This window comes from Blastococcus atacamensis (assembly GCF_002938425.1).
GTDB lineage: Bacteria > Actinomycetota > Actinomycetes > Mycobacteriales > Geodermatophilaceae > Blastococcus > Blastococcus atacamensis.
In genome coordinates this window covers 1-24944 of record NZ_POQU01000027.1, presented here as the reverse complement: position 1 = coordinate 24944, position 24944 = coordinate 1, and the positions used below count along the sequence as shown (strand labels likewise).

23 protein-coding genes, 1 tRNA gene and 1 pseudogene are annotated in these 24944 nt (G+C 73.8%); 14 read left to right on the top strand and 11 right to left on the bottom strand.

The window, feature by feature from the left end:
* Positions 1-39: 39 nt before the first annotated feature.
* Together C5508_RS08775 and C5508_RS08770 are read left to right on the top strand one after the other, a co-directional pair.
* Positions 40-390 carry a histone-like nucleoid-structuring protein Lsr2 gene (locus tag C5508_RS08775; protein WP_104524565.1) on the top strand — a complete coding sequence of 117 codons (351 nt, stop codon included), beginning with the start codon at positions 40-42 and terminating at the stop codon, positions 388-390.
* Between the two features lie 347 nt (positions 391-737).
* On the top strand, positions 738-3278 hold the full coding sequence (locus C5508_RS08770; protein ID WP_104524564.1) for an ATP-dependent Clp protease ATP-binding subunit: 2541 nt from the start codon (positions 738-740) through the stop codon (positions 3276-3278).
* A gap of 60 nt (positions 3279-3338) precedes the next feature.
* On the opposite strand, the gene C5508_RS08765 is transcribed toward C5508_RS08770, so the two are convergent.
* Complete coding sequence (locus C5508_RS08765; RefSeq protein WP_104524563.1) at positions 3339-4232, bottom strand: HhH-GPD family protein; 894 nt, start codon at positions 4230-4232, stop codon at positions 3339-3341.
* A gap of 77 nt (positions 4233-4309) precedes the next feature.
* Here C5508_RS08765 and C5508_RS08760 point away from each other — a divergent pair, with 77 nt between their 5' ends.
* Positions 4310-4990: a MucR family transcriptional regulator gene (locus C5508_RS08760; protein ID WP_104524562.1), complete on the top strand. Its 681-nt coding sequence runs from the start codon at positions 4310-4312 to the stop codon at positions 4988-4990.
* A gap of 62 nt (positions 4991-5052) precedes the next feature.
* Here the strand turns inward: C5508_RS08760 and disA are convergent, their stop codons facing one another.
* The 4 genes from disA to C5508_RS08740 all read right to left on the bottom strand — a co-directional run bounded on the left by disA (position 5053) and on the right by C5508_RS08740 (position 9396).
* Positions 5053-6138 carry a DNA integrity scanning diadenylate cyclase DisA gene (disA, locus tag C5508_RS08755; RefSeq protein WP_104524561.1) on the bottom strand — a complete coding sequence of 362 codons (1086 nt, stop codon included), beginning with the start codon at positions 6136-6138 and terminating at the stop codon, positions 5053-5055.
* 108 nt (positions 6139-6246) lie between these two features.
* Positions 6247-7614: a DNA repair protein RadA gene (gene radA / locus C5508_RS08750; RefSeq protein ID WP_198597975.1), complete on the bottom strand. Its 1368-nt coding sequence runs from the start codon at positions 7612-7614 to the stop codon at positions 6247-6249.
* Positions 7615-7735: 121 nt separating this feature from the next.
* Complete coding sequence (locus C5508_RS08745; RefSeq protein ID WP_104524559.1) at positions 7736-8413, bottom strand: copper chaperone PCu(A)C; 678 nt, start codon at positions 8411-8413, stop codon at positions 7736-7738.
* Between the two features lie 134 nt (positions 8414-8547).
* Positions 8548-9396: a UbiA family prenyltransferase gene (locus C5508_RS08740; RefSeq protein ID WP_104524558.1), complete on the bottom strand. Its 849-nt coding sequence runs from the start codon at positions 9394-9396 to the stop codon at positions 8548-8550.
* A 130-nt stretch (positions 9397-9526) separates the two neighbouring features.
* On the opposite strand from C5508_RS08740, the gene C5508_RS08735 reads away from it, so the two are divergent.
* Genes C5508_RS08735 through rlmB form a run of 5 tightly spaced genes read left to right on the top strand, consistent with a single transcriptional unit; the run spans position 9527 to position 13649 of the window.
* Positions 9527-10009 carry a CarD family transcriptional regulator gene (locus C5508_RS08735; protein ID WP_104524557.1) on the top strand — a complete coding sequence of 161 codons (483 nt, stop codon included), beginning with the start codon at positions 9527-9529 and terminating at the stop codon, positions 10007-10009.
* Positions 10010-10056: 47 nt separating this feature from the next.
* Entirely contained in the window at positions 10057-10746 is a 690-nt protein-coding gene (gene ispD / locus C5508_RS08730; protein ID WP_104524556.1) for a 2-C-methyl-D-erythritol 4-phosphate cytidylyltransferase, read from the top strand.
* Entirely contained in the window at positions 10743-11270 is a 528-nt protein-coding gene (ispF, locus tag C5508_RS08725) for a 2-C-methyl-D-erythritol 2,4-cyclodiphosphate synthase (protein ID WP_104524555.1), read from the top strand. Before ispD ends, ispF begins: the two co-directional genes overlap by 4 nt.
* Positions 11271-11280: 10 nt before the next feature.
* On the top strand, positions 11281-12684 hold the full coding sequence (gene cysS, locus C5508_RS08720) for a cysteine--tRNA ligase (protein WP_104524554.1): 1404 nt from the start codon (positions 11281-11283) through the stop codon (positions 12682-12684).
* A complete protein-coding gene (gene rlmB, locus C5508_RS08715; protein ID WP_232797013.1) occupies positions 12666-13649 on the top strand; it encodes a 23S rRNA (guanosine(2251)-2'-O)-methyltransferase RlmB in 984 nt (327 codons plus the stop codon). Before cysS ends, rlmB begins: the two co-directional genes overlap by 19 nt.
* A 110-nt stretch (positions 13650-13759) precedes the next feature.
* Here the strand turns inward: rlmB and C5508_RS08710 are convergent, their stop codons facing one another.
* From C5508_RS08710 to C5508_RS08700, 3 genes are all read right to left on the bottom strand, one after another.
* On the bottom strand, positions 13760-15040 hold the full coding sequence (locus C5508_RS08710) for a DUF445 domain-containing protein (RefSeq protein ID WP_104524553.1): 1281 nt from the start codon (positions 15038-15040) through the stop codon (positions 13760-13762).
* A 43-nt stretch (positions 15041-15083) separates the two neighbouring features.
* Complete coding sequence (locus C5508_RS08705; RefSeq protein ID WP_104524552.1) at positions 15084-16367, bottom strand: S1C family serine protease; 1284 nt, start codon at positions 16365-16367, stop codon at positions 15084-15086.
* Positions 16368-16477: 110 nt separating this feature from the next.
* Positions 16478-17251: an ABC transporter permease gene (locus tag C5508_RS08700; protein WP_198597974.1), complete on the bottom strand. Its 774-nt coding sequence runs from the start codon at positions 17249-17251 to the stop codon at positions 16478-16480.
* A 145-nt stretch (positions 17252-17396) separates the two neighbouring features.
* On the opposite strand from C5508_RS08700, the gene C5508_RS08695 reads away from it, so the two are divergent.
* Positions 17397-18065, top strand: a complete 669-nt coding sequence (locus tag C5508_RS08695) for a hypothetical protein (protein WP_198597973.1) — start codon at positions 17397-17399, stop codon at positions 18063-18065.
* A gap of 10 nt (positions 18066-18075) precedes the next feature.
* On the opposite strand, the gene C5508_RS08690 is transcribed toward C5508_RS08695, so the two are convergent.
* Positions 18076-18396 (bottom strand): DUF2695 domain-containing protein, encoded by a 321-nt coding sequence (locus C5508_RS08690; RefSeq protein WP_104524549.1) that lies wholly within the window; start codon positions 18394-18396, stop codon positions 18076-18078.
* Between the two features lie 162 nt (positions 18397-18558).
* Here C5508_RS08690 and C5508_RS08685 point away from each other — a divergent pair.
* The 3 genes and pseudogenes from C5508_RS08685 to C5508_RS08675 all read left to right on the top strand — a co-directional run bounded on the left by C5508_RS08685 (position 18559) and on the right by C5508_RS08675 (position 22710).
* Positions 18559-20013 (top strand): annotated as a pseudogene (locus C5508_RS08685) (3' terminal RNA ribose 2'-O-methyltransferase Hen1).
* Positions 20010-22550 carry a polynucleotide kinase-phosphatase gene (locus C5508_RS08680; RefSeq protein WP_104524548.1) on the top strand — a complete coding sequence of 847 codons (2541 nt, stop codon included), beginning with the start codon at positions 20010-20012 and terminating at the stop codon, positions 22548-22550. The pseudogene C5508_RS08685 and the gene C5508_RS08680 overlap by 4 nt, the downstream one beginning before the upstream one ends.
* Positions 22551-22637: 87 nt before the next feature.
* Positions 22638-22710 (top strand) — tRNA-Thr (locus C5508_RS08675).
* On the opposite strand, the gene C5508_RS08670 is transcribed toward C5508_RS08675, so the two are convergent.
* Complete coding sequence (locus C5508_RS08670; RefSeq protein ID WP_104524547.1) at positions 22710-23108, bottom strand: DUF5313 family protein; 399 nt, start codon at positions 23106-23108, stop codon at positions 22710-22712. The genes C5508_RS08675 and C5508_RS08670 overlap by 1 nt on opposite strands.
* 64 nt (positions 23109-23172) lie before the next feature.
* Between C5508_RS08670 and rarD the strand changes: the two genes are divergently transcribed.
* Together rarD and C5508_RS08660 are read left to right on the top strand one after the other, a co-directional pair.
* The gene (gene rarD / locus C5508_RS08665; protein ID WP_104524546.1) at positions 23173-24090 is read left to right on the top strand and encodes an EamA family transporter RarD; all 918 of its coding nucleotides are present in this window, start codon (positions 23173-23175) and stop codon (positions 24088-24090) included.
* Positions 24091-24208: 118 nt separating this feature from the next.
* Complete coding sequence (locus C5508_RS08660) at positions 24209-24547, top strand: DUF3263 domain-containing protein (protein ID WP_104524545.1); 339 nt, start codon at positions 24209-24211, stop codon at positions 24545-24547.
* Positions 24548-24677: 130 nt separating this feature from the next.
* Here C5508_RS08660 and C5508_RS20275 read toward each other — a convergent pair.
* Positions 24678-24944 (bottom strand): hypothetical protein (locus C5508_RS20275; RefSeq protein WP_232797012.1); only part of this gene is annotated, 267 nt, incomplete at its 5' end.

Here is a 24944-nt window from a genome sequence, read left to right as displayed (position 1 = left end):
GATCGGCCTCCCGGGGTCGCTGCGAAAAGCGAGGAACGAATGGCGCGCAAGGTCCAGGTCATCCTGAGCGACGACCTCGACGAGAATCTCCCGGCCGACGAGACCGTCAGCTTCTCGCTGGACGGGACCTCGTACGAGATCGACCTGGCGGAGAAGAACGCCACGGAGATGCGTGAGGCGTTCGCCCGCTACGTCTCGGCGGCGCGCAAGGTCGGCCGCGGCAGTGGCAACCGCGCTTCCGGCGGCGGGCGCTCCCGTGCCACCGGCGGCCGCATGGACCGCGAGCAGGCCGGCGCCATCCGCGACTGGGCCCGCAAGAACGGTCACGCGGTCAGCGACCGCGGCCGCATCCCGGCCGGCGTCGTCGAGGCCTACGAGGCCGCTCACTAGAAGGACCTGCCTGCCCCCCACCGCTCGAACGCTCGCGGCGGGCCCCTGCAGGCAGGCCGCTGACGTCACGTCGCCAGGCCTGGTTCCCGTGTGGGGAGCCGGGCCTGGCGACGTTCCTGGGGTCGCCACGCGGCGTCCGCTCACGGCGTAACGGGCACGGAACAGCCGTGGGCGCGGGGCCGTTGGACCAGGCAGCCACCCACCGACCCGCCGCGCGGCGACGGGACGGCGTGGTCCGCGACTACAGTGGAAAGACCGGTGCCCCCGCGCGCCGACGGACGTCGGGTGTTCCTCCCCATCTCCGGGGAGAGCAGTGCCGGACCAGCCGGTCAGAGGAGAAGCAGCAGATGTTCGAACGGTTCACCGACCGAGCCCGTCGTGTCGTCGTCCTGGCCCAAGAAGAGGCCCGGATGCTCAACCACAACTACATCGGCACCGAGCACATCCTCCTGGGCTTGATCCACGAGGGTGAGGGCGTCGCTGCCAAGGCCCTGGAGTCCCTCGGCATCTCGCTCGAGGGCGTCCGCCAGCAGGTCGAGGAGATCATCGGGCAGGGCCAGCAGGCCCCGTCCGGCCACATCCCCTTCACCCCGCGGGCGAAGAAGGTCCTCGAGCTGTCACTGCGCGAGGCGCTGCAGCTCGGCCACAACTACATCGGCACCGAGCACATCCTGCTCGGCCTGATCCGCGAGGGCGAGGGCGTCGCCGCCCAGGTCCTCGTGAAGCTGGGCGCCGACCTCAACCGCGTCCGCCAGCAGGTCATCCAGCTGCTCAGCGGCTACCAGGGCAAGGAGCCCGCCGCCGCCGGCGGCCCGGCCGAGGGCACCCCCTCGACCTCCCTGGTCCTCGACCAGTTCGGCCGCAACCTGACCCAGGCCGCCCGCGACCAGAAGCTCGACCCGGTCATCGGGCGGGCCAAGGAGATCGAGCGGGTCATGCAGGTGCTGTCGCGGCGCACCAAGAACAACCCGGTCCTCATCGGCGAGCCCGGCGTCGGCAAGACCGCCGCCGTGGAAGGCCTGGCCCAGGCCATCGTCAAGGGCGAGGTGCCCGAGACGCTCAAGGACAAGCAGCTCTACACGCTGGACCTCGGGGCCCTGGTGGCGGGCAGCCGCTACCGCGGTGACTTCGAGGAGCGGCTCAAGAAGGTCCTCAAGGAGATCCGCACCCGCGGCGACATCATCCTGTTCATCGACGAGATCCACACCCTCGTCGGGGCCGGTGCCGCCGAAGGCGCGATCGACGCGGCGAGCATCCTCAAGCCGATGCTCGCCCGCGGCGAGCTGCAGACCATCGGTGCCACCACGCTGGACGAGTACCGCAAGCACCTGGAGAAGGACGCCGCTCTCGAGCGCCGCTTCCAGCCCATCCAGGTCAGCGAGCCGACCCTCGCCCACACCGTGGAGATCCTGAAGGGCCTGCGCGACCGCTACGAGGCGCACCACCGGATCAGCATCACCGACAGCGCCCTCGTGGCGGCGGCGACGCTGGCCGACCGGTACATCTCCGACCGCTTCCTCCCGGACAAGGCGATCGACCTGATCGACGAGGCCGGCGCCCGGATGCGGATCAAGCGGATGACCGCGCCGCCGGACCTGCGCGAGTTCGACGACAAGATCGCCGGCGTCCGCCGCGAGAAGGAGTCGGCGATCGACGCGCAGGACTTCGAGAAGGCCGCGGCGCTGCGAGACACCGAGAAGCAGCTCCTGGGCGAGAAGGCCGAGCGCGAGAAGCAGTGGAAGGCCGGCGACATGGACGTCGTCGCCGAGGTCGACGACGAGCAGATCGCCGAGGTGCTGGCCAACTGGACCGGTATCCCCGTCTTCAAGCTGACCGAGGAGGAGACCTCCCGGCTGCTCCGCATGGAGGACGAGCTCCACAAGCGGATCATCGGCCAGGAAGAGGCCATCAAGAGCGTCAGCCAGGCCATCCGGCGCACGCGGGCGGGCCTCAAGGACCCGCGCCGGCCCGGCGGCTCGTTCATCTTCGCCGGCCCCTCGGGTGTCGGTAAGACCGAGCTGGCAAAGGCGCTCGCGCAGTTCCTCTTCGGTGAGGACGACGCTCTCATCCAGATCGACATGGGTGAGTTCCACGACAAGTTCACCGTGTCGCGCCTGGTCGGTGCGCCTCCCGGTTATGTCGGTTACGACGAAGGTGGACAGCTCACCGAGAAGGTGCGGCGCAAGCCGTTCTCGGTGGTCCTCTTCGACGAGATCGAGAAGGCGCACGCAGATGTGTTCAACACGCTTCTGCAGGTGCTCGAAGATGGCCGGCTCACCGATGGGCAGGGCCGGATCGTGGACTTCAAGAACACGATCCTGATCCTCACCACCAACCTCGGTACGCGGGACATCTCGAAGGCCGTGGGCCTCGGGTTCCAGGCCGGTAACGACTCGACGAGCAACTACGAGCGGATGAAGCTCAAGGTCAACGAGGAGCTCAAGCAGCACTTCCGGCCGGAGTTCCTCAACCGCATCGACGACATCGTCGTGTTCCACCAGCTGACCGAGAACGAGATCATCCACATCGTGGACCTCATGCTCGGCCGCCTGGAGACCCAGCTGAAGAACAAGGACATGGCGATCGAGGTGACCCCGGCGGCGAAGAAGCTGCTGGCGGCCCGCGGCTTCGACCCCGTCCTGGGTGCCCGGCCGCTGCGCCGGACGATCCAGCGCGAGATCGAGGACGCCCTGTCGGAGAAGATCCTCTACGGCGAGCTGACCGGCGGTCAGATCATCGTGGTGGACGTCGACGACGCCGAGGGCCCCGCGCAGAAGTTCACCTTCCGCGGCGAGGCCAAGCCCCTCGACCTGCCCGACACCCCGCCGGTGGCGCTCTCGGGCGCCGATGGGGACGAGGGCGAGGGTCCCTCCTTCACCAAGAAGTAAGACCGCCGCAGGTCCTTCGGAGGCCGCTCCACCCGCTCGGGTGGGGCGGCCTCCGTCGTGTCAGGAAGGCAGCCGGAAGAGGCCGTCGGCGGTCTGCTCGACCAGGCCGTCGGTGAGCAGGGAGTCCAGGCAGCGGGCGCGCTGGGCGGGCTCGTCCCAGGCCCGGTCCAGAGCGGCGGCGTCCACCGGCTCGGACGCCGCTCGGAGCACGTCCAGCAACCGGCCGCGCACCTGGCGGTCGGTGCCGGCGAACCTCTGCACCCGTCGCGGCGGCCCGTCGTGCGCGGGGGAGCCGGCCTGCCGCCAGGCGCACCGGTCCCGGACCGGGCAGACGCCGCACCTCGGCGTTCGGGCCGCGCAGACCAGCGCTCCGAGCTCCATGACGGCGACGGAGAACCGCACCGCCCGGTCGTGGTCGGCCGGGGCCAGGGCGGCGATGTCGGCGAGGTCGGAGGCCCGGGCGCTGCCGGCTTCCGCCTGGCCGTGGACCAGTCGCGCGACGACGCGCCGCACGTTGGTGTCCACGACCGGCTGTCGCTGGCCGTAGCCGAAGCACGCCACCGCGCGGGCCGTGTACGTGCCGACCCCCGGGAGCGCCTCCAGGGCGGCCACGTCGGCCGGGACGACGCCGCCGTGGCGCTCGGCGATCGCCGCGGCCGCCTCGCGCAGCCGCAGGGCCCGGCGGGGGTAGCCGAGCTTGCCCCAGGCGCGGATGACCTCGCCCGGCGGCGTGGCCGCCAGGTCCGCCGGGGCCGGCCAGCGGTCCATCCACTCGCGCCACACCGGCTCCACCCGGGCGACCGGCGTCTGCTGCAGCATGACCTCGCTGACCAGCACGGCCCAGGCGTCGACCCCAGGGGTGCGCCAGGGGAGGTCGCGGGCCGCGGTCGCGTACCAGTCGACGATCGCCTCACCGGCGGCGTCGTCGGGCTCGGCAGCGGTCGCGGACGTCACGGGAACCCAGTCTGCCGTTGGCCCGGTGCGGCGCGCCGAGGGGGACGACGACGATGCCGCCGATTACCGTTCCGGGCGTGTTGCACCCGGTGGGCCCGCTGCCCGCAGCTGTCTACTGGCGGCGGCGACTGGTCGTGCTGGTGCTCCTGGTCGCGGTCGTCGGCGGGCTGGGCTGGGGGACCGTGTGGTTCCTGGACCGGCGGTCCGGCGTCAGCGAGGCGGCCGCATCGACGACCACCGCCCGGCCCACCGAGCTGCCGGCCCTGGACCGGGTGGTGCCGTCGGCGGCCGCTGCGGTGCGGACGCCCGCGGCGCCCAGCGAGCCCACATCACCCCCCAGCGCCCCGGCCGCGCCGGCGCGGCCGGCCGGTGGGCCGTGCGCCGACGACGTCCTGCTCCTCGAGGTCCGGACGCCCGGGCAGGCGGCAGTGGGCAGCAAGCCCACGTTCCAGCTCGTCGTCGGCAACACCGGGAGCGTCCCGTGCGTGCGGGCGCTCGACAAGGAGCTGCAGGAGCTCGTGCTCGTCGGCGCGGGCGGCAACCGGGTCTGGGGCAGCAACGACTGCTTTCCGGAGAGCAGCGACGAGCCCCGCACCCTCGCGCCGGGAGAGGTCGTGGTGGTTCCCGTGGTCTGGGGCGGCCTGACCAGCGAGCCGACCTGCACCGCCCCCCGCGGAGCACCCGCGCCGGGTGCCTACCTGTTGCGCGGCCGACTGGACACCAAGGTGTCCGCGGACGCCCCGCTCACGCTGCAGTAGTCGAAGGACCTCCCTCCTCCCCACCACTCGCGAGCTCGCGGCGGGCCCCTGGAGGGGAGCCGTCAGCTGTAGCGGTCGAGGATCGAGGTCTCGGCGAGGCGGGAGAGCCCCTCGCGGATGCCGCGGGCACGGGCCTCGCCGACGCCCTCGACCGCGAGGAGGTCCTCGATCGTCGCCGCCAGCAGCTTCTGCAGCCCGCCGAAGTGGTCCACGAGGCGGTCGATGATCCCGGCGGGCAGCCGGGGCACCCGGGCCAGCAGTCGGTAACCACGTGGGCTGACGGGGGAGTCCAGAGCGTCCGGTGAGGTCGGCAGCCCGTAGCACCGGGCGACGGCGGACAGGTCCAGCAGCTCGGTGGCGCTGAGCGCCCGCAGATCGGTCAGGACCTGGTCGATGGTGCGCGGACGGCGACCGCCCGAGGGCATGTAGTCGCGGACCAGCAGGCCGCGGTCCTCCTCGACGCCGGCCAGCATCTCGTCCAGCTGCAGCGCCAGCAGCCGGCCGTCGGTGCCGAGCTCCACGACGAAACCTTCGATCTCGTCGGCGATCCGGCGGACCATCTCCAGCCGCTGGCTGACGCTCATCGCGTCGCGGACGGTGACCAGGTCCTCGATCTCCAGCGCGGAGAGCGTGCTGGCCACCTCGTCCAGGCGCAGCTTGTAGCGCTCGAGCGCCGCGAGGGCCTGGTTCGCGCGGGCCAGGATGGTGGTGGGGTGCTCGAGGGTGTAGCGGCGGCCGGCCACGTAGACGCTGATGATGTGCATCGACTGGCTGACCGAGATGACCGGGAAGCCGGACTGGATGGCCACGCGCTCCGCCGTGCGGTGCCGGGTGCCGGACTCCTCCGTCGGAACCGTCGGGTCGGGCATCAGGTGGACTCCGGCCCGCACGATGCGCGTGCCGTCGTAGGACACGATCACCGCGCCGTCCATCTTCGCCAGCTCGCGCAGCCGGGTGGCCGAGAGGGCCACGTCCAGGGCGAAGCCGCCGGTGCAGATGGACTCGACCACGCGGTCGTAGCCGAGCACGATGAGCGCCCCGGTCCGACCGGCGAGGATGCGCTCCAGGCCGTCCCGCAGCGCCGTGCCGGGAGCGATGCGCCCGAGGAGTTCGCGCAGAGCGATCTCGGGGTCCACGGGGGCGGGCACGAGCGCTCCTGACGGTCGAGTGGTGCGGCGTCTGAGTCTACGTCTCCGGACGGAGGCCGGGCTCGCCTCGCGTGCGCCGCCCGCCGTCCGTTCCGAGACCTTACGGGCTCAGAACAAGCGGTGGAAGGCGGCTCCCAGGTCGGGGACCTCGATCAACCGCATCCCGGCCGGGGCGGTGCCGGCGTCCGGGGGGACGAGGGCCGTCCGGTACCCCTGGCGGGCGGCCTCGGCCAGCCGGCGGCCGGTTCCACCGACCCGGCGGATCTCCCCGGAGAGGCCCACCTCGCCGAGAGCCACCATGCCCGCGGGCAGCGGGGTGTCCTTGGACGCCGACGCGATAGCGAGGGCGAGGGCGAGGTCGGCGGCCGGCTCGGCGATCCGCACGCCGCCGACCGAGGCGGCGAAGACGTCGGCGTCGGCCAGCTTCACCCGGCCGCGGCGCTCGACCACCGCGTTGACCATGGCGACCCGCTGGCTGTCCAGGCCGCTGACCGCCCGGCGCGGTGACCCGCCACCGCCCGAGCTGGCCACCAGCGCCTGGACCTCGGCCAGCAGCGGGCGGCTGCCCTCGAGGGTGACGGTGACGCAGCTGCCCGGCACGGGATCGGCCCGGCGGGAGACGAACAGCGCCGACGGGTCGGGGACGCCGACCACGCCGCGGTCGCCGATCTCGAAGCAGCCGATCTCGTCGGCGGGGCCGAAGCGGTTCTTGGTGGCGCGGACCATGCGCAGCGTCGAGTGGCGCTCGCCGTCGAAGGAGATGACGACGTCGACCAGGTGCTCGAGGGTGCGGGGCCCGGCGATGGCGCCGTCCTTGGTGACGTGCCCGACGAGGATCGTGGTCATGCCGCGGCTCTTGGCCACCCCGGTGAGCGCCGAGGCGACGGCCCGCACCTGGGTGGACCCGCCGTCGGTCCCCTCGGCGGCCGGGGACCGGACGGTCTGCACGCTGTCCAACACGAGCAGCGAGGGCTTCACGGCCTCGACGTGCGCGAGCACCGCGGACAGCTCGGTCTCCGCCGCGAGGTACAGCTGGTCGTGCAGGGCGCCGATCCGCTCGGCCCGCAGCCGTACCTGACCGGCGGACTCCTCGCCGGAGACGACCAGGGCGGGGCCGTTGCTCGCGGCGACCCGTTGGGCGACCTCCAGCAGCAGGGTGGACTTGCCGACGCCCGGCTCGCCCGCGACCAGCAGCACCGCGCCCGGCACGAGCCCGCCGCCGAGGACGCGATCGAACTCGGCGATGCCGGTGGGGACGGCGCGGGCGCCCGCGAGCTCCACCTGGGCGATCGGCCGGGCCGGGGCGGTGACCTGCCCCGCCGAGACGGCGCGCAGTCCCGTCGTGGGGGCACCCGTTTCCTGCAGGGTGCCCCAGGCCTGGCACTCCGGGCAACGCCCGACCCACTTCGCCGAGGCGTACCCGCACTCGGTGCAGCGGTGGGCGGGACGGGCGGGCTTCACTCCTGCGGGCGGCACGACGTCGACGCTAACCGCGACCACCGACAGTTCCTGCGCGAACGCGCCACGGCAGCCCCGATCGGGACCGCCGTGGCCGAGAAGCTCAGGTGGTGCTCAGAAGGTGTGGTTCAGCGGGAGGTCACTCCCCGCCCTCCTGCTGCTCGCCCTCCTGGCCTTCCTCGGTGGTGGCCTCGCCGTGCTCCTCGTCGCCGTGGAAGTCGAAGGGCTCGCCGCGCTCGAGCACGCGGGTGGGGGTGCCCACTCCCGCCCGCATGGTCACCTCGCCGGAGTTCTCGAAGGTGAGGGTGAGCTCGACGTACTGACCGGTGGTCAGCTCCTCGTCGAGGTCGGTCAGCGTGATGGTGGGGGAGTCCTGGCCGCCGATGAACACCGAGGACTCCGCCGGGATCTCCAGCTCGGCCGAGGCGGCGCTCCCGGACGGGGTCGCGCTGGTGGTCGCTGCCGAGCCGCCAGGGGCGTTCGGGGCGCTGCTGGTCGAGGGGCTGGCGGCGCCCGAGGTGCTGATGACGGCCTCGGCGAAACCCTCGCCCGTGATGTCGGTCAGCGTGTCGTCCTCGTTGCTGCCGTTCGCGATGGCCAGCGTCAGGACGGCGTCGTCGCCGGCCTCGTAGACGCCGCCCGGGGGGTACTCGAGGTTCGCCTTGCGGAGGGTGATGTCGCCGACCGCGGCCATGGCCCCGACCTTGTCGCGCTCCTGCGTGGCGGTCTGCGTGACCTGCCCGGCGCTGCAGGCCGAGAGGGCGAGCGGGGAGAGGAGCAGAACGCCCATGGTGGCGGCGCGCAGAGCGCGGTTCACAGCTGTCGACCTCCAGCAGGACCGTGCCGGCCACCGGGGATCGGTGGCGCGGAGACGTGCCGAGCGTATCGGTCGCCCGCTCCGGTCGCCCGCAGGGAGCGGCGGCAGGTCGCGTCCTCGGCCCCGACGACGCGTCAGGACAGTGCTGCCCCCCCGAGGACGAGCAGGACGACGTCCAGGACGGTCAGCACCATGACGGCGGGGAAGGCCAGGCGGCGGAACCGCGGACGGCCCGCGGAACCGGCCACGACGGCCGCCGGCACGGCCAGGGCCAGGGCCGCCCAGCCGGTGGTCGTCGGAGGACCGGCTGGGCCCAGGACCAGCGCGAGCGACGCCGCGCCGAGCAGCGCCGCGCCCGTGACCGCCGAGACACGGGCGCCGAGCCGGTGCGGGAGGCCACGGACGCCCGTCGCCAGGTCGTCCTCCAGGTCGGGGGCGACGTTGGCCAGGTGGGCGGCGCCACCGAGCGCCGCGCCCGCGGCGACCAGCCACCAGGGGGCCGCGCCGCTCCCGGGGGCCGCGGCCACCACCCCGGCCGGGAGGGCGCCGAAACCGACAACGTAGCCCGTGAAGGACCAGATCGTGCGCTTCAGGCCGGCGTTGTAGGCCCAGCCGCTGGCCACCAGCAGCAGGAGGAGCAGCCCGGGCACGATGCCGAGCAGCAGGGAGAGGGCGACCGCAGCGGCGGCCGAGAGGAGGGCGGCCGCGCGGAGCAGCGAGGGGCTCACGGCGCCCTGGACCACCGGCTTGTCGGCCCGGGCGACGGCGCGGTCGCGGTCGGCGTCGAGCCAGTCGTTGCTCCAACCGATGGAGGCCTGACCTGCGACGACGGCCGCGCAGACCAGTGCGGTGCGCCCCGCCGGGATGCCCGCCGCCACCGCGAGCAGGGTGCCGGCGGCGGTGACCGCGACGGCCGGACCGGGGTGCGTGGCGGAGGCGAGCGCGCGCAGCAGCGAGGGTGGTCGCGCCCCTCGCGCAGGCACACCAATCACGCTCTGTCAACCCCCTGAGGCCAATGCATCAAGGCTCTGACCTGCAGATTTACTGCCCGGGTCCGATCCGTTGGACAGTGTGCCGTGCTAACCTAGAGGCAGCGAAAGGGGTCACATTCACATGGGCTTCACTGTCGGCGAGACCGTCGTCTACCCGCACCACGGCGCTGCTCTGATCGAGGCGATCGAGAAGCGGGTCATCAAGGGCGAAGAGAAGGCCTACCTCGTGCTGAAGGTCGCCCAGGGCGACCTCACGGTGCGCGTACCGGCCGACAATGCAGAGATCGTCGGCGTCCGTGACGTCGTCGGCCAGGAGGGCCTGAACAAGGTCTTCGAGGTGCTGCGCGCCCCGCACACCGAGGAGCCGACCAACTGGTCGCGCCGCTACAAGGCCAACCTCGAGAAGCTGGCCTCGGGCGACGTGAACAAGGTCGCCGAGGTCGTCCGCGACCTCTGGCGTCGCGACAAGGACCGCGGGCTCTCCGCGGGGGAGAAGCGGATGCTCTCCAAGGCTCGTCAGATCCTGGTCAGCGAGCTCGCGCTCGCCGAGGGCACGAACGAGGACAAGGCCGAGATCCTCCTCGACGAGGTCCTCGCCAGCTGAGTCCGCTCCCGGGCGTTCTCCCTCCACGCAGCCACCGAACCGCTCCCGTGCACGCTGTCGGCATCGTCGCAGCGGCCGGGAGCGGTTCGCGTCTGGGCGCCGACCGGCCGAAGGCGCTGGTCCCGCTCGCCGGCCGCCCCCTCGTGCGCTGGGCCGTCGACGGGTTGCTCGCCGGTGGTGTGACCGAGGTGGTGGTGACGATCCCGGCTGCGCACCGCGCCGAGTTCGAGGCCGTCCTGCCCGCCGGGGTCCTGGTCGTCGAGGGGGGCGCCACCCGCACCGCGTCGGTGCGGGCGGGCCTCGCCGCGGCCGATCCGGCCGCCACCGCCGTCCTGGTGCACGATGCCGCCCGGCCGCTCACCCCGCCCGACGTCGTCGCCCGGGTGCTGACCGCGCTGGCGGCCGGTGCGCCCGCGGTCGTCCCGGTGCTCCCCGTCGTCGACACCACCGTGCTGGTGGGCGAGGACGGCGTCATCGCCGAGGCGGTGCCCCGCGCCCCGCTGCGGCGCGTGCAGACACCGCAGGGCTTCGACCTGCAGACCCTCGTGCGGGCGTACGCCGCCCTGCCGGACGGCGCCGAGCTCACCGACGACGCCGCCGTGGTGCGGGCGGCGGGCGTGCCGGTGATCACCGTCCCGGGTGACGAGCGGTCGGCCAAGGTGACGGTGTCGCACGACCTGACCCTCGCCGAGCTCGCGGTCACCCTCGACGGTCCGTCTGGCACGGTGGCCCGATGACCTTCCCCGAGCTGCCCCGGGTCGGCGTCGGCACCGACGTCCACCCGATCGAGGCCGGCCGCCCCTGCTGGCTCGCCGGTCTGGAGTGGCCCGGCGTCGACGGCTGCGCCGGCCACTCCGACGGCGACATCGTCGCCCACGCACTGACCGACGCCGTCCTGTCGGCCGCGGGGCTGGGCGACATCGGCGGGCTCCTGGGCACCGACGACCCGCGCTGGGCCGGCGCCCGCGGTGCCGACGTCCTGGTGCACGTCCGCGAGGTGCTCGACGCCGCGGGCTGGCGGGTGGGCAACGCCTCCGTCCAGCTCGTCTCCACCAGTCCGAAGCTGGGTCCCCGCCGGGGTGAGGCGGAGGCGGCGCTGTCGGCGGCGCTCGGCGCCCCGGTCAGCGTGACCGCTACCACGACCGACGGGCTCGGTCTCACCGGCCGGGGCGAGGGGCGGGCGGCCGTGGCCACCGCTCTGGTGGTCCGGACGGGGGAGAGCACCGCCGAGGCGGTACGACAGGGGCGCGGGGCTCCGTAGACTCCCCCCAGTGAGCCTCCGCCTGTACGACACGGCCGCCCGCGCGGTCCGCGACTTCACGCCCCTGCGTGCCGGTCAGGCGTCCGTCTACGTCTGCGGTCTGACCGTGCAGGGCCGCCCGCACGTTGGGCACATCCGGGCGGCGGTCTCCTTCGACGTGCTGCGCCGCTGGCTGACGGCGGGCGGGCTCGACGTCACCTACGTCCGGAACGTCACCGACATCGACGACAAGATCCTGACCAAGGCCGCCGAGCACGGCGTGCCGTGGTGGGCCTGGGCGTACGAGAACGAGCGCGCGTGCACCCGCGCCTACGACGCCCTCGGTGTGCTCCCGCCCACCTACGAGCCGCGGGCCACCGGGCACGTCCCGGAGATGGTCACGCTCATGGAGCGGCTCATCGAGCGCGGGCACGCCTACGCCGTCGACGGCGACGTCTACTTCGACGTGCGCTCGTTCCCGGAGTACGGCGCCCTCACCGGTCAACGGCTGGACAACCTGGAGCCCGCGGCGGACACCGACACCGACGAGCGCAAGCGCGACCCCCGCGACTTCGCCCTCTGGAAGGGCACCAAGCCCGGCGAGCCGGACACCGCCTCCTGGCCCACGCCCTGGGGGCGGGGCCGCCCGGGCTGGCACCTGGAGTGCTCGGCGATGGCCGGGCGCTACCTCGGCGAGGCCTTCGACATCCACGGCGGCGGCCTGGACCTTCGCTTCCCGCACCACGAGAACGAGCAGGCCCAGTCCCGGGCGGCCGGTGCGGACTTCGCCTCGTACTGGATGCACAACGGCTGGGTCACCCTCGGCGGCGAGAAGATGAGCAAGTCGATGGGCAACACCGCGCTGGTCGACGAGGTCGTGCAGCGGGTCCGTCCGATCGAGCTCCGCTACTACCTGGTCGCCCCGCACTACCGGTCGACGATCGAGTTCACCGACGCGGCGCTGGAGGAGGCCGGTCAGGCGTTCCGCCGGATCGAGGCGTTCGTGAAGCGGGCCGCCGAGCGGGTGGGCGCGGACGCGGGCGCACCGGTGCTCTGCGCCGACTTCACCAACGCCCTCGACGACGACCTGGCCACCCCCGCTGCGATCGCGGCGATCCACGACATGGTCCGCGAGGGCAACACCGCGCTGGCCGAGGGGAACGAGCGGGCGGTGGCGGGCACGCTGGGCTCGGTCCGCGCCATGCTCGGCGTCCTCGGCCTGGACCCGCTGGACCCGCAGTGGGCAGCCGCCGGTGCCGACGACCGGCTGGCCCAGGCCACCGACGGGCTGGTGGCGCTGGCACTCGAGCAGCGCCAGGCGGCCCGCGCGCGCAAGGACTTCGCGGCGGCGGACGCGATCCGCGACCAGCTCGCCGCCCTCGGCCTCACGGTCGAGGACACCCCGCAAGGAACCCGATGGGAGCTGAGCCGCTGATGGCCGGCAACAGCCAGCGCCGAGGCCGTAGCGACGGCGCAGGCAAGAAGACCGCGACCGCCGGCACCGGCGGCAAGAACCGGCGCTCGCTCGCCGGTCGTGGCGCCACCCCGCCCGCCGAGGCGCGCACCGGGCACCCGGCCCAGCGGCGCGCCGCCACCGAGGCCCGGCAGCGCGCCGACCGGGCCCGCGCCCGCCAGCGCAACGAGGAGCAGCCCGAGCTGCTGCTCGGCCGCAATCCGGTGGTCGAGGCGCTGCGCGCCCGGATCCCGGCGACGGCGCTCTACGTCGTCACCGGCGACACCACCCGTCCCGGTGCCGACGAGCGCATCACCGAGGCCCTCGGTCTGGCCGCCGACCGCGGGCTGCCGCTGCTCGAGGTGGGCAAGGGTGAGTTCGACCGCATGTCGCAGGGCGCGCTGCACCAGGGCATCGGCCTGCAGGTGCCGCCCTACGAGTACGCCCACCCCGAGGACTTCCTGGCCACCGCCCGGGACTCCGGCCGGGCTCCGCTCATCGTCGCGATGGACGGCGTGACCGACCCGCGCAACCTCGGCGCCGTCGTGCGCTCGGCCGCCGCGTTCGACGCCCACGGCGTCGTCGTCCCGCAGCGCCGGGCGGTCGGCATGACCGCCTCGGCCTGGCGCACCAGCGCCGGTGCGGCGGCGCGGCTGCGGGTGGCCCGGGCGGTCAACCTGCCGCGCGCCCTCACCGCCTACCAGGACGCCGGGCTGCAGACCGTGGGCCTGGCCGGCGACGGCGACGTCGACCTGCACGAGTACGACGGCTTCGCCGACCCGGTGGCGCTCGTCGTGGGCGCCGAGGGCACGGGGCTCTCGCGGCTGGTGCGGGAGAAGTGCGACGTCGTCGTGCGCATCCCGATCGGGCGCGACACCGAGTCGCTGAACGTCAGCGTGGCGGCCGGCATCGCGCTGTACCAGGCGGCGGCCGCCCGCCGCGGCTGATCCTCGCATCACCGTCCGTCGTCCTGGCTCACGATCCAGGGTCCTGGCTCACCGTCGGTACTGAGCCAGGACCCGTGATGATCAGGTCTCCTGATCATCACGGGGAGCGGTCAGCCGATCAGCTGCGCGAGGGTGTAGATCACCAGGCCGGCGAGGCCGCCGACGACCGTTCCGTTGACCCGGATCCACTGCAGGTCGCGGCCGACCTGGAGCTCGATCCGGCGACTGGTCTCCTCGGTGTCCCAGCGTGCGACGGTGCTGCTCACCAGGTCGGCGAGGTCGCCGGAGAACCGCTCGACGGCGTAGCCCACCGCGCGGCGGCTGTGCCGTTGCACCACCTCGCGCACCGTGGGGTCGGTCTGCAGCAGCTTCGCGCCGTCGGCGATCAGCGCCGTCACCCGGCCCCGGAGCGGTGAGGTGGGATCGGCCGCCGCGGTGAGCAGCGCGTTCTTCGCCGTGGTCCACAGCGACCCCGACCACTCGCGGATCGCCGGGTGCTCGAGGACCTCCTTCTTGAACTCCTCGACCCGCGCCGCCGTCTCGGGGTCGGTGCGCAGCGCGTGCACGTAGGCCCGCAGGCGCACGTCGTAGGAGCGGCGCAGCTCGTGGCGCGGGTCGTCCCCGACCTCGGCGAGGAACCGGTGGATTCCCGCGAACGCCTTGTCGAAGACCCGGTCATCGACCCAGTCCGGCACCCAGGCGGGGGAGGCGTCGCCCAGCTGCGCGCGGAACACCAGCCGGTTCTCGTCCAGGAAGCGGGCCAGCAGCCGCAGCGCCGCCGACAGCACCTCCTGGTGCCGGTCGCCGTCCACCGCGAGCTCCAGCACCCGGGCCACGCCCGGCGCGGCCGGCGTCTCGTGCAGCTTCCGGTCGACCAGCGCGGCGACGGCGGGCTGCACGTCCTCGTCCCTGAGCAGCTCGGTGAGGGCGGTGAGGACCTTCGACGCGTCGCCGCCCAGCCGCTCCGCCCGCCCGGGGGCGGCGAGGAAACCGCCCAGCCGGCCCGGGACGTCGATCGTGGTCAGCTTCTCCTCGATGACGGCGCGGGTCAGGAAGTTCTCCTGCACGAAGGCGCCCAGGCTCTCGCCGATCTGGTCCTTCTTGCGCGGGATGATCGCCGTGTGCGGGATCGGCAGCCGCAGCGGGTGCCGGAACAGGGCGGTGACGGCGAACCAGTCGGCCAGCGCACCGACCATCGAGGCCTCGGCGGTGGCCCGCACGTACCCGACCCAGGCGCCGGCGTCCTCGCCGAGCAGGACGCAGCCCAGGAAGACGGCGGCGGCGAGCAGGAACAGCCCGGTCGCGAGCCGTTTCATGCGGGTGAGGTCGCGCGCGCGGGCCGGGTCGTCGAGGGACCCGGCCAGGGGCACGGTCAGCGGGGGAGCGGCCACCCGGCCCAGCGTAGGGACCGGGTCCGGGAAGCCGCTCCGGCCCTCAGCCCGTCTCGCCGAGGGTGACCTCGACGGTGCGGGTGTCCGAGCCCCGGCGAACGGTCAGCTCGACGTCCTCGCCCGGCGCCAGGCTGCGCACCGCGGCGGTGAGCTCGGTGGAGGTGGTCACCGGGCGGTCGCCGACCGCGGTGACGACGTCGCCCCGCTGCAGGCCGGCCTGCTCGGCGGCGCTGCCCGGCTCCACGGTCTCGATCTGGGCGCCGGTGCCGACCTCGCTGTTCTCGTCGTCGGCCGCGGTGCGGGCGCTGACCCCCAGGAAGGCGCGGGTCGCCGAGCCGGTCTCGATGATCTCCTGGGCGACCCGCTGGGCGGTGTTGCCGGGGATGGCGAACCCGACGCCGATGTTGCCGCTCTGCGACTGCCCGCCGGGCATCCCGGAGGCCACGGTGGCGATGGCGGTGTTGATCCCGATGACCTCGCCGGCGCCGTCGACCAGCGCCCCGCCGGAGTTGCCGGGGTTGATGGCGGCGTCGGTCTGGATCGCGTCGAGCACGGTCGCGTCGTCCTGGGTGGAGCCGGTGGCCACCGCGCGGTTGGTGGCGCTGATGATGCCGTCGGTGACGGTGTTCGACAGGCCGAGCGGGGCACCGATCGCGACGGCGACGTCGCCGATCTGCACCTCGTCGGAGTCGGCGAAGGTTGCCGGGGTGAGGTCGTCGGCGCCCTCCAGCCGGAGCACCGCGAGGTCGAACGCCGGGTCGGTGCCGACGACCTCGGCGTCGTACAGGGTGCCGTCGGCGGTGCGCACCTGGACGCTGCCGCCGTCCGCGCCCTCGGCGACGACGTGGTTGTTGGTGAGCACGTACCCGTCGGCGGTGAGGACGACGCCGGAGCCGCTGCCGGCACCCGATCCGCTGGCCACGTAGACGGTGACGACGCTGGGAGCGGCCTTGGCGGCCGCCGCGGTGGCGGTGGTGGCCCGCTCCGGGTTCTCGATGGTCACCGTCTGGGCGGGCCCGGCGGAGCCGGCGGTCGTGCCGGGCCCGTCGACCAGCGTGGCGACGCCCGCGCCGGCGCCGCCACCGATGAGCGCGCCGGCGACCAGGCCGATCAGCCCGATGCGGAGCCGGCCGCCCTTGGGTGAGGTGCGCTCCGGCTGGGCCGCCGGCGACGGAGGGAAGCCGCCGTAGCCCGGGTAGGCCGGAGGCTGCGTGGGCTGGACGGCGGTCTGCACGGCCGTCTGCTGCGTGGTCGGCTGCTGGCCGGCCGGGCGCGGGGGCTGCCAGCCGTACTGCTGGCCCTGGCCGGGGTGCTGGTGCTCGCTCACGGGTCCGATCCTCTCCTGGCGCAGCCGTCCGGCCGCGCCGTCGGTACCACTGTCCGCCGCCGTGCTGGTCCGCCGCTGGACGGAGCCTGTGAGTCCGCTGGACGCCGGTCCTAGCAGGGCACCGGGAGCAGCCGGCCGCGGGCGACCATCTCGGTGACCGCCCAGACGGCGAGCACCTCCGCCGCCAGCAGCCCGATGAGCACCAGCAGCTGGGCGGCGCCTGCCTCCAGCGGAGTGCCACCGCCGAGCAGCACGCCGACGAACGCGCCGGGCAGGGTGACCAGCCCGACGGTGCGGGTCTGGTCCAGCGGAGGGATGAGCGCTGTGCCGGCCACGGGGCGGGCGACGAGGAGCACCGCGTCGCGGGGGAGCAGGCCCAGGGCGAGGGCCGCCTCCACCTCTCCGGAGCGGGTCGCCAGCTCGTCGCGCAGGCGCCGACCGGCCAGCGAGGTGGCGGTCATCGCGCCGCCGATGAGGATGCCGGCGATGGGGATGACCGCCTCGCCGCGCATCGGCACGGTTCCGCTGGCCAGCACCAGTGCGACCACGGGCGCCGCCCCGCCGACGACCGGCAGGGCGGTGGCGAGCAGCCGGCGGGCCGGGCCGGGGGAGCGCAGCGGCTGCCCGGTGGTCCGGCCGGCGGCCGTCACGGTGGCGACGGAGGCCATGAGCAGGACGAACGCGGCCGAGAGCCACAGCGAGCGGACGACGACGAGCAGCAGGGCGGACACCACCGCCAGCTGCACGGTGGCGCGAACGGCGGCCACGAGAACCGTGCGGCGCTCACCGAGGCCCGACAGGCGTCCACCCGCCGCGGCCAGCGCGGTCAGGAGCACCAGGACGACGGCGAGCCGGACGTCGACGTCGACCACGGAGGAACCCACGGGGCCAGATCCTGCCGGTCGGAACCCCTGGGGGCGGAGAGCCGCGTGATCACCTGCGTCGTCGTGTGCAATACGGCCCACTACCGGGTAGTGCCCCACCGGCGGAGCGGTCCGCCGCTCGCTCCGTCCGCCGTGGAGGCTGCTCGTGCCCGTCCGTGGTCCCCTGTTCCGGTTCTCCGCCGGTCTCGGTCTGGTCCTCGTGGCCGCCCTCTCGGTCGTCGGCGGCATCGCCCTCCGCGGTCCGGGCCTGGTCGCCGTGCTCGTCTCCGGCGCCATGGCGGGCTGCGTCGCGGCCGGCGTGGCGCGCGAGGCGGCGCAGCCGCGGAGCCGGTCGGTGCTCGAGTCGGCGCTGCTGGCCACGGCCGCGACCGTGCTCGCGCTACTGGTGCTCGCCGGGACGGCGATGCTCGCCGGCGGTGGGGTGGCGGTGCTCCTGGTAGCGCTCGGAGGCGCCTTCTGGGGAGCGAGCCGCTGGCTCCGCGAGCGACGGACGCGGGTGCCCGAGGCCACGGTCCGGTCGTCGGTCACCCTCGCCCCTCCGATGCCGGCGCGGGCGGTGGACGCGCTGAGCACGAGCGACTTGGCGGAGGAGTGGTTGCGGAGCGGGTCGGCCCTCCAGGGCCGGCTCACTCCCGCAGCGCTCCAGGGCCTGGTCGCGCGGCGGGCGCTCCTCCTCGACGAGCTGGAACGGCGGGACCCGGCCGGCTTCGCCCGGTGGATGGCGGCGGGGCCGGTGGCCGGTGCCGACCCGGCGGGCTTCGTGCGGTCCGAACCGCCGCGGACCGACCCGAGCGCGGAGACCGAGGCGGCGTGATCGCCGCCCGCTACCGCGGGGGCTGCCGGATCTGGCCGAAGACCGCCTCGGGGTCGACGTTCATGACGATCTCGCAGTCGCAGTAGCCGCCGAACTCCGTCAATCCCTCGTGCAGCCGGTCGAGGTCGACGTCGTGCTGCCGGGCCCAGTCGTCGGCCGCCCGCGGGCTGTGGTCGTAGCCGTCTGCCGCCACGGCGGCGTCGACGTGCTCGAGCAGTGACTCGAGCTGTGGCCGGTCCAGTGGCATGAACGCCGCGCTGGCGGCCTGCTCGGCCCGGAGGTAGTCGTCCTTGAGCTGCTTGCGACGCGCCTTCTCCGCCTCGGAGGTCATCCGCGCAGCATCGACCACCGGCCCGGACGGCGCACAGGATGGCGCCGCGGTCCGCCGGACCGGATCCGGACGAGGCGCCGGCAGCACGTCCGCCGAGGCGGCGCGACGGCTGGCACGGCTGGAATCTGGTCGACATGGCGCCCCGCTCGGTGACACTTCGGCGTGCTCGTCACCCTGTCCACCACGTACGTGCCCGCCACGGACCTCGGTTTCCTGCTGCACAAGAACCCCGCGCGGGCACAGCAGACGTCGGTCTCCACCGGCACGGCGCACGTCTTCTACCCGGAGGCGGACGAGCACCGGTGCACCGTGGCGCTGCTGCTGGAGGTCGATCCCATCGGTCTGGTGCGCGCCGCACGCGCGGGCGGCACCGAGGGCGCAGCGCTCGCCCAGTACGTCAACGACCGTCCCTACGCCGCATCGAGCCTGCTGGCCGTCGCGCTGGGCAAGGTGTTCTCGAGCGCCCGCCGCGGCGTGAGCAAGGAGCGGCTGGATCTGGTCGACGTCGCCCTGCCGCTGGAGGTGCACATCCCGGCGCTGTCCTGCAGCGGCGGAGCGGACATGGCGCACCGGTTCTTCGCGCCGCTGGGCTGGCGGGTGGAGGCGACCGCGGTCCCGCTGGACGAGACGCTCCCGGAGTGGGGCGACTAGCGGTACGTGGACCTGCGCCTGCGCGGTGAGCTGCGGGTCGCCGACGCCCTCAACCACCTCTACGTCGGGCTCCCGGTGCTCGACGACGCCAAGCACTACTGGGTCGACGCCGACGAGATCGAGAAGCTGCTGCGCGCCGGCAGCGGCTGGCTGGCCGCCCACCCGGAGCGCGACCTCATCACGCGCCGGTACCTGCGGCACCGGACGTCCCTGACCCGCCGCGCCATCGAGCGGCTGGCCGAGATCGACGACGCCGAGGCACTCGACGACGCGCTCGCCCCGCCGGTCGCCGCCGTCGGGGAACCCCCGGCGGGGGACGTCGAGGAGACCGCCGATCGGCCGGTGCCCCTGGCGCTCCAGCGGCACGGAGCCGTGCTGGCCGCGCTCCGGTCGGCGGGGGCCCACCGGGTGATCGACCTCGGCTGCGGCTCCGGTGCCCTGCTGCCCTCCCTGCTGGCCGAGCCGGCGTTCACCGAGATCCTCGGCGTCGACGTCAGCGCCCACGCCCTGGAGGTGGCCGCCCGGAAGCTGCGCCTGGACCGGATGCCGGAGCGCCAGGCCGCGCGGATCCAGCTGGTGCAGAGCGGTCTGACCTACACCGACGCCCGGCTCCGGGGCTATGACGCGGCGGTGCTCATGGAGGTCATCGAGCACCTCGACCCGGAGCGGCTGCCGGCCCTGGAGCACGCCGTCTTCGGTGCCGCGGTGCCGACGACGGTCGTCGTCACCACACCGAACGTGGAGTTCAACGTGCGCTACGAGGGGCTGCCGGCCGGCGCGTTCCGACACCACGACCACCGGTTCGAGTGGACGCGGCAGCAGTTCGCCGACTGGGCGGCCGGCGTGGGTGAGCGGTACGGCTACGCGGTCCGGCTGCTCGGCGTCGGGGACGAGGCCCCCGACGTCGGAACGCCCACGCAGATGGCCGTCTTCACCCGCGCTGCCTCGGCGGAGGTGGCGGCGTGACCGCCCCCGTCGAGGAGCGCAGCCTCCTCGTCCCCGACCTGTGCCTGGTCGTGCTCATCGGGGTGAGCGGCTCGGGCAAGAGCACGTTCGAGCGCCGGCACTTCCGGAGCACGCAGGTGCTCAGCAGCGACGTCTGCCGGGGGCTGGTGGCCGACGACGAGAACGACCAGTCGGCGACACCGGCGGCGTTCGACCTGCTGCACCACATCGCCGGTGTCCGGCTGGCCGGCGGTCGGCTCACGGTCGTGGACGCCACCAACGTCAAGGCCGAGGACCGCGCCTCCCTCGTGCGGCTGGCGCGCGCGCACGACGTGCTGCCCGTGGCGATCGTCCTGGACGTGCCGGAAGGGGAGTGCCTGGCCCGCAACGCGGCCCGGGCCGACCGGGACCTCGCTCCCGCCGTCATCCGACGGCAGCGTGCCGACCTGCGCCGGGGGCTGCGCGGCCTGGCCCTCGAGGGGTTCCGCAAGGTGCACGTGCTGGACGGCGCCGAGGAGGTGGAGCGCGCGGTCATCACCTACGAGAAGCAGTACAACGACCGCCGGGAGGACACCGGCCCGTTCGACGTGATCGGCGACGTGCACGGGTGCCGTGCCGAGCTGGAGGAGCTGCTGGACGAGCTGGGCTACGAGCTGCGCCGGGACGAGCGCGGCCGGCCCGTCGACGCCGAGCACCCGGCCGGACGCCGGGCGGTCTTCGTCGGCGACCTCGTCGACCGCGGACCGGATTCACCGGGCGTGCTGCGCCTGGTCATGGGCATGGTCGCGGCGGAGCACGCGCTCTGCGTCCCCGGCAACCACGAGAACAAGCTCGTGAAGGCCCTGCGTGGCCGGAACGTCCAGATCACCCACGGTCTCGAGCGGACGCTGGTCCAGCTGGAGACGGAGGACGCCGACTTCCGGCGCGAGGTCGAGGAGTTCTGCCACGGCCTGGTCAGCCACTACGTGCTCGACGGTGGGGCGCTGGTCGTCGCGCACGCCGGGCTCAAGGAGTCGCTGCAGGGCCGCGCCAGCGCCCGGGTGCGCAGCTTCGCGCTCTACGGCGAGACGACGGGTGAGACCGACGAGTTCGGCCTGCCGGTGCGGTACCCCTGGGCCACGGAGTACCGGGGCCGGGCGATGGTGCTCTACGGGCACACCCCGGTGCCGACGCCGGAGTGGGTCAACAACACCCTGTGCCTCGACACCCGCTGCGTGTTCGGGGGCCGGCTCACGGCACTGCGCTATCCCGAGCGCGAGCTGGTCAGCGTCCCCGCGGCGCAGACGTACTACGAGCCGGCCCGCCCCTTCCTGCCCGAGGGTGGGGCCGCGCCCGCGGCCGCGCCGGCGCGGCGGGACGACGTCCTCGACGTGGACGACGTGCTGGGCAAGCGGGTGGTCGAGACGGCGCTGGCCGGCCGGGTGACAGTGCGCGAGGAGAACGCCGCCGCGGCGATCGAGGTGATGAGCCGGTTCGCCATCGCGCCCGAGCAGCTGGTGTACCTGCCGCCGACGATGAGCCCGTCGGCCACGAGCACGCGGCCGGGGCTGTTGGAGCACCCGGCCGAGGCCTTCGCCTACTACCGGGGTGAGGGCGTGGCCGAGGTGGTCTGCCAGGAGAAGCACATGGGCTCCCGGGCGGTCGCGCTGGTCCGTCGGGGCGGCTCCGGCGTGCTGCACACCCGGACGGGCCGCTCCTTCTTCGGCGCCGGCCTCACCGCCGCGTTCCTCAGCCGCCTCGCCCAGGCCGCCGAGGGCGCCGGCCTGTTCGACGAGCTCGGCACCGGCTGGCTGCTGCTCGACGCCGAGCTGATGCCGTGGTCGGCCAAGGCGGGGAACCTGATCCGCAACCAGTACGCCGCCGTCGGCGCTGCGGCCCGGACAGTGCTGCCGACCGCGGTCACGGCGCTGCGGCAGGCGGCGGACCGCGGCCTGGAGGTGGCGGAGCTGCTCGACCGCCAGCAGCGCCGCGTCGCCGACGCCGGTGCGTTCACCGAGCTCTACCGGCGCTACTGCTGGCCGACCGAGGGCCTGGACGGGGTGTGCGTCGCCCCGTTCCAGCTGCTCGCGACGGCCGGCGCCACCTACGCCGACCGGCCGCACCCCTGGCACCTGGACCTCGCCGACCGGCTCGCCGCCGCCGACCCCGAGCTGATCCGCGGAACACGCTGGCGTCGTGTCGACGTCACCGACCCGGCCGACGAGGCCGCGGCGACGGCGTGGTGGGAGGAGATGACGGCGGCCGGCGGCGAAGGCATGGTGGTCAAGCCCGCGGCCAACCTGACCCGCGGTCGGCGCGGTGTGGTGCAGCCCGGGCTGAAGGTCCGCGGGCGGGAGTACCTGCAGCTGATCTACGGCCCCGACTACACCGAGCCCCAGCACCTGGAGCGGCTGCGGGAGCGGTCGCTGGGCCGCAAGCGCGGACTCGCCCTCCGGGAGTACGCGCTGGGCATGGAGGGCCTGGAGCGGCTGGCGCGGGGCGAGCCCGCGTGGCGGGTGCACGAGTGCGTGTTCGCCGTCCTGGCCCTGGAGTCCGAGCCGGTCGACCCGCGGCTCTGAGCACGTCGGCCGGGCGGATCGGTCGATCAGGCGGCGAGCTCTCCTGGGCGGGTCCCTATCCTTGGCCCGGGACTCGTTCCCGTGTCTGCCGGCGTGGCGCAATTGGTAGCGCACCCGACTTGTAATCGGGCGGTTAGGGGTTCGAGTCCCCTCGTCGGCTCAGTCGAAGCTGCCCGCGCCGTCGCGTCGGTAGGGCGAGAGCCGTTCCAGACGCTGCCGCTCGACCCGCTCCGCGCGGACCCGCGCCGCCGTCCCGGGCTCGTAGCCTGCCTTCGCGACGCGGTGCTCGATGGTCTCGACCATGTAGGCCAGCGAGAACAGCAGGCCGAGCAGCAGTCCACCGATCGCGGCCGAGATCCGGTAGGCCAGCGGCACCGGCACGACCAGCAGGCAGATCAGCACGATCGGCGAGAGCTGGACGACGGCGCGCGCGAGGTGCCGCCACACCCAGGTGTGCCGGGTGGTGTCCTCGAGGACCCACGGGGAGAGCCGCCGGGGGAGACCGCCGCCGAGGGCGTACCAGATCCACCGCAGGGGATCGGGCCGCGCGCTGCTCACGCTGCGACGGTAGGCCGATCCGGCGGCGTGCGGCCGAGCGGGCGCCCGGGCGTACGGTGCGGCCGTGGACGAACGGCGCCTGGGTGTGCTCGCCGGGCTCGGCGCCTACGCGCTCTGGGGTCTCTTCCCGCTCTACTTCCCCCTGCTGGAGCCGGCGGGCGGGCTGGAGATCGTCGCGCACCGCGTGCTCTGGTCGCTGCTGTTCGTCGGGCTGCTGCTCACGGTCCTGCGCCGCTGGGGCCACGTGCGCGCGGCCGTCCGGGACCGCCGCACGCTCCTGGTGCTGGCCGGCGCGGCCGTGCTCATCGCGGCGAACTGGCTGATCTTCGTCTACGGCGTGAACTCGGGGCAGGTCGTGGAGACCTCCCTCGGCTACTTCATCAACCCGCTGGTCAGCGTGCTGCTCGGCGTCGTCGTCTTCTCCGAGCGGCTCCGGCCGCTGCAGTGGACGGCCGTGGGCATCGCCACCGTCGCCGTCCTGGTCCTCACCATCGACCACGGCCGGCCACCGTGGCTCGCGCTCGGCCTGGCCGCGAGCTTCGGCCTCTACGGGGCCATGAAGAAGCTGGTGGCGGTCGAGGCCGCACCGGGCCTGTTCCTGGAGACGGCGCTGGTGGCCGTCCCGGCCGCGGCGACGCTGGCCGTCCTGCACGGCGGGAGTGAGGGAACGTTCGCCAACGCCGGCGCGGGGCATGCGCTGCTGCTCATGAGCTCGGGTGTCGCCACGGCGATCCCGCTGCTGCTGTTCGCCACCTCGGCGCGGCGCATCCCGCTGTCGACGGTCGGCCTGCTGCAGTACCTGACCCCGCTGATGCAACTGGTGATCGGCGTCTTCGTCTACGACGAGCCCATGCCGCCGGCCCGCCTGGCCGGCTTCGTGATCGTCTGGGTCGCGCTGGCGGTCTTCACCGTCGACATGCTGCGACACGCCCGGGCGGGTGCGCGACGGACGTCACGCGAGGCCGTGGTCGCTACTCCCTGAGCTGTCTCCGGGGGCCCGCCGCAGCTCTGGTCCCGGAAGTGTCGGTGGGCGGGGCTACGGTCGGTGCCGAGCCGCCCGGGACACCCCGGCGGCGGGTACGGCAGAGACGGATTCAGCGATGAGCAGCGACCCAGCCCCCGTGGTCTCCCCGCCCCGGGCCGACGGGTCAGGGGAGACGTCCGCGCAGGTGGGCGCGGTAGGACTGTCGCGCCGCGAGCACGAGATGCTGGGCTTCGAGCGGCAGTGGTGGCGGCGGGCCGGAGCCAAGGAGACGGCGATACGCGACCTCTTCGACACCTCGCCCACGCGGTACTACCAGGCGCTCAACGCCCTGGTCGAGAGGCCCGAGGCGCTGGCCGCCGACCCGTTGCTCGTGCGGCGGCTCCGGCGGCTCCGCACGGCACGGCAACGAACGCGTTCGTCTCAGGTCCTGGGCAAGGCGAATTACATGGATTAGATTCGCTCACCGTGGGCAGGCACGCTGTGTCAGGCAGTGACGGATCGGACCAGGGGATCGCTCCTGCAGCCGCTGGGCGGCGCAGGACCGATGGCCCCGATGGGTCGCGTCCCGCGATGGGCATGAGCGATCATCCGACCACCCGGGACCGCGACCGGTCGGGTCGTCGCGACGTCCTGCTCGGTGCGCCGCCGGCCGAGCGCGCGCCGCAGGGCTCCCGCTCGCGTCTGCCGCTGCCGCCGGTTCCCGTCGGTGCGCGCCCCGGTGGCGCCCCGGCGCCGCCGTCTCTTATACACACCTGCCGCTGCCGACGAAGAGCCCTTGGAAGAGCATGGTGGTCGTAGGTACATACACAAAAAACAAAAAAAACAAAACACAGAAGTAAAAAAGTGAAGAA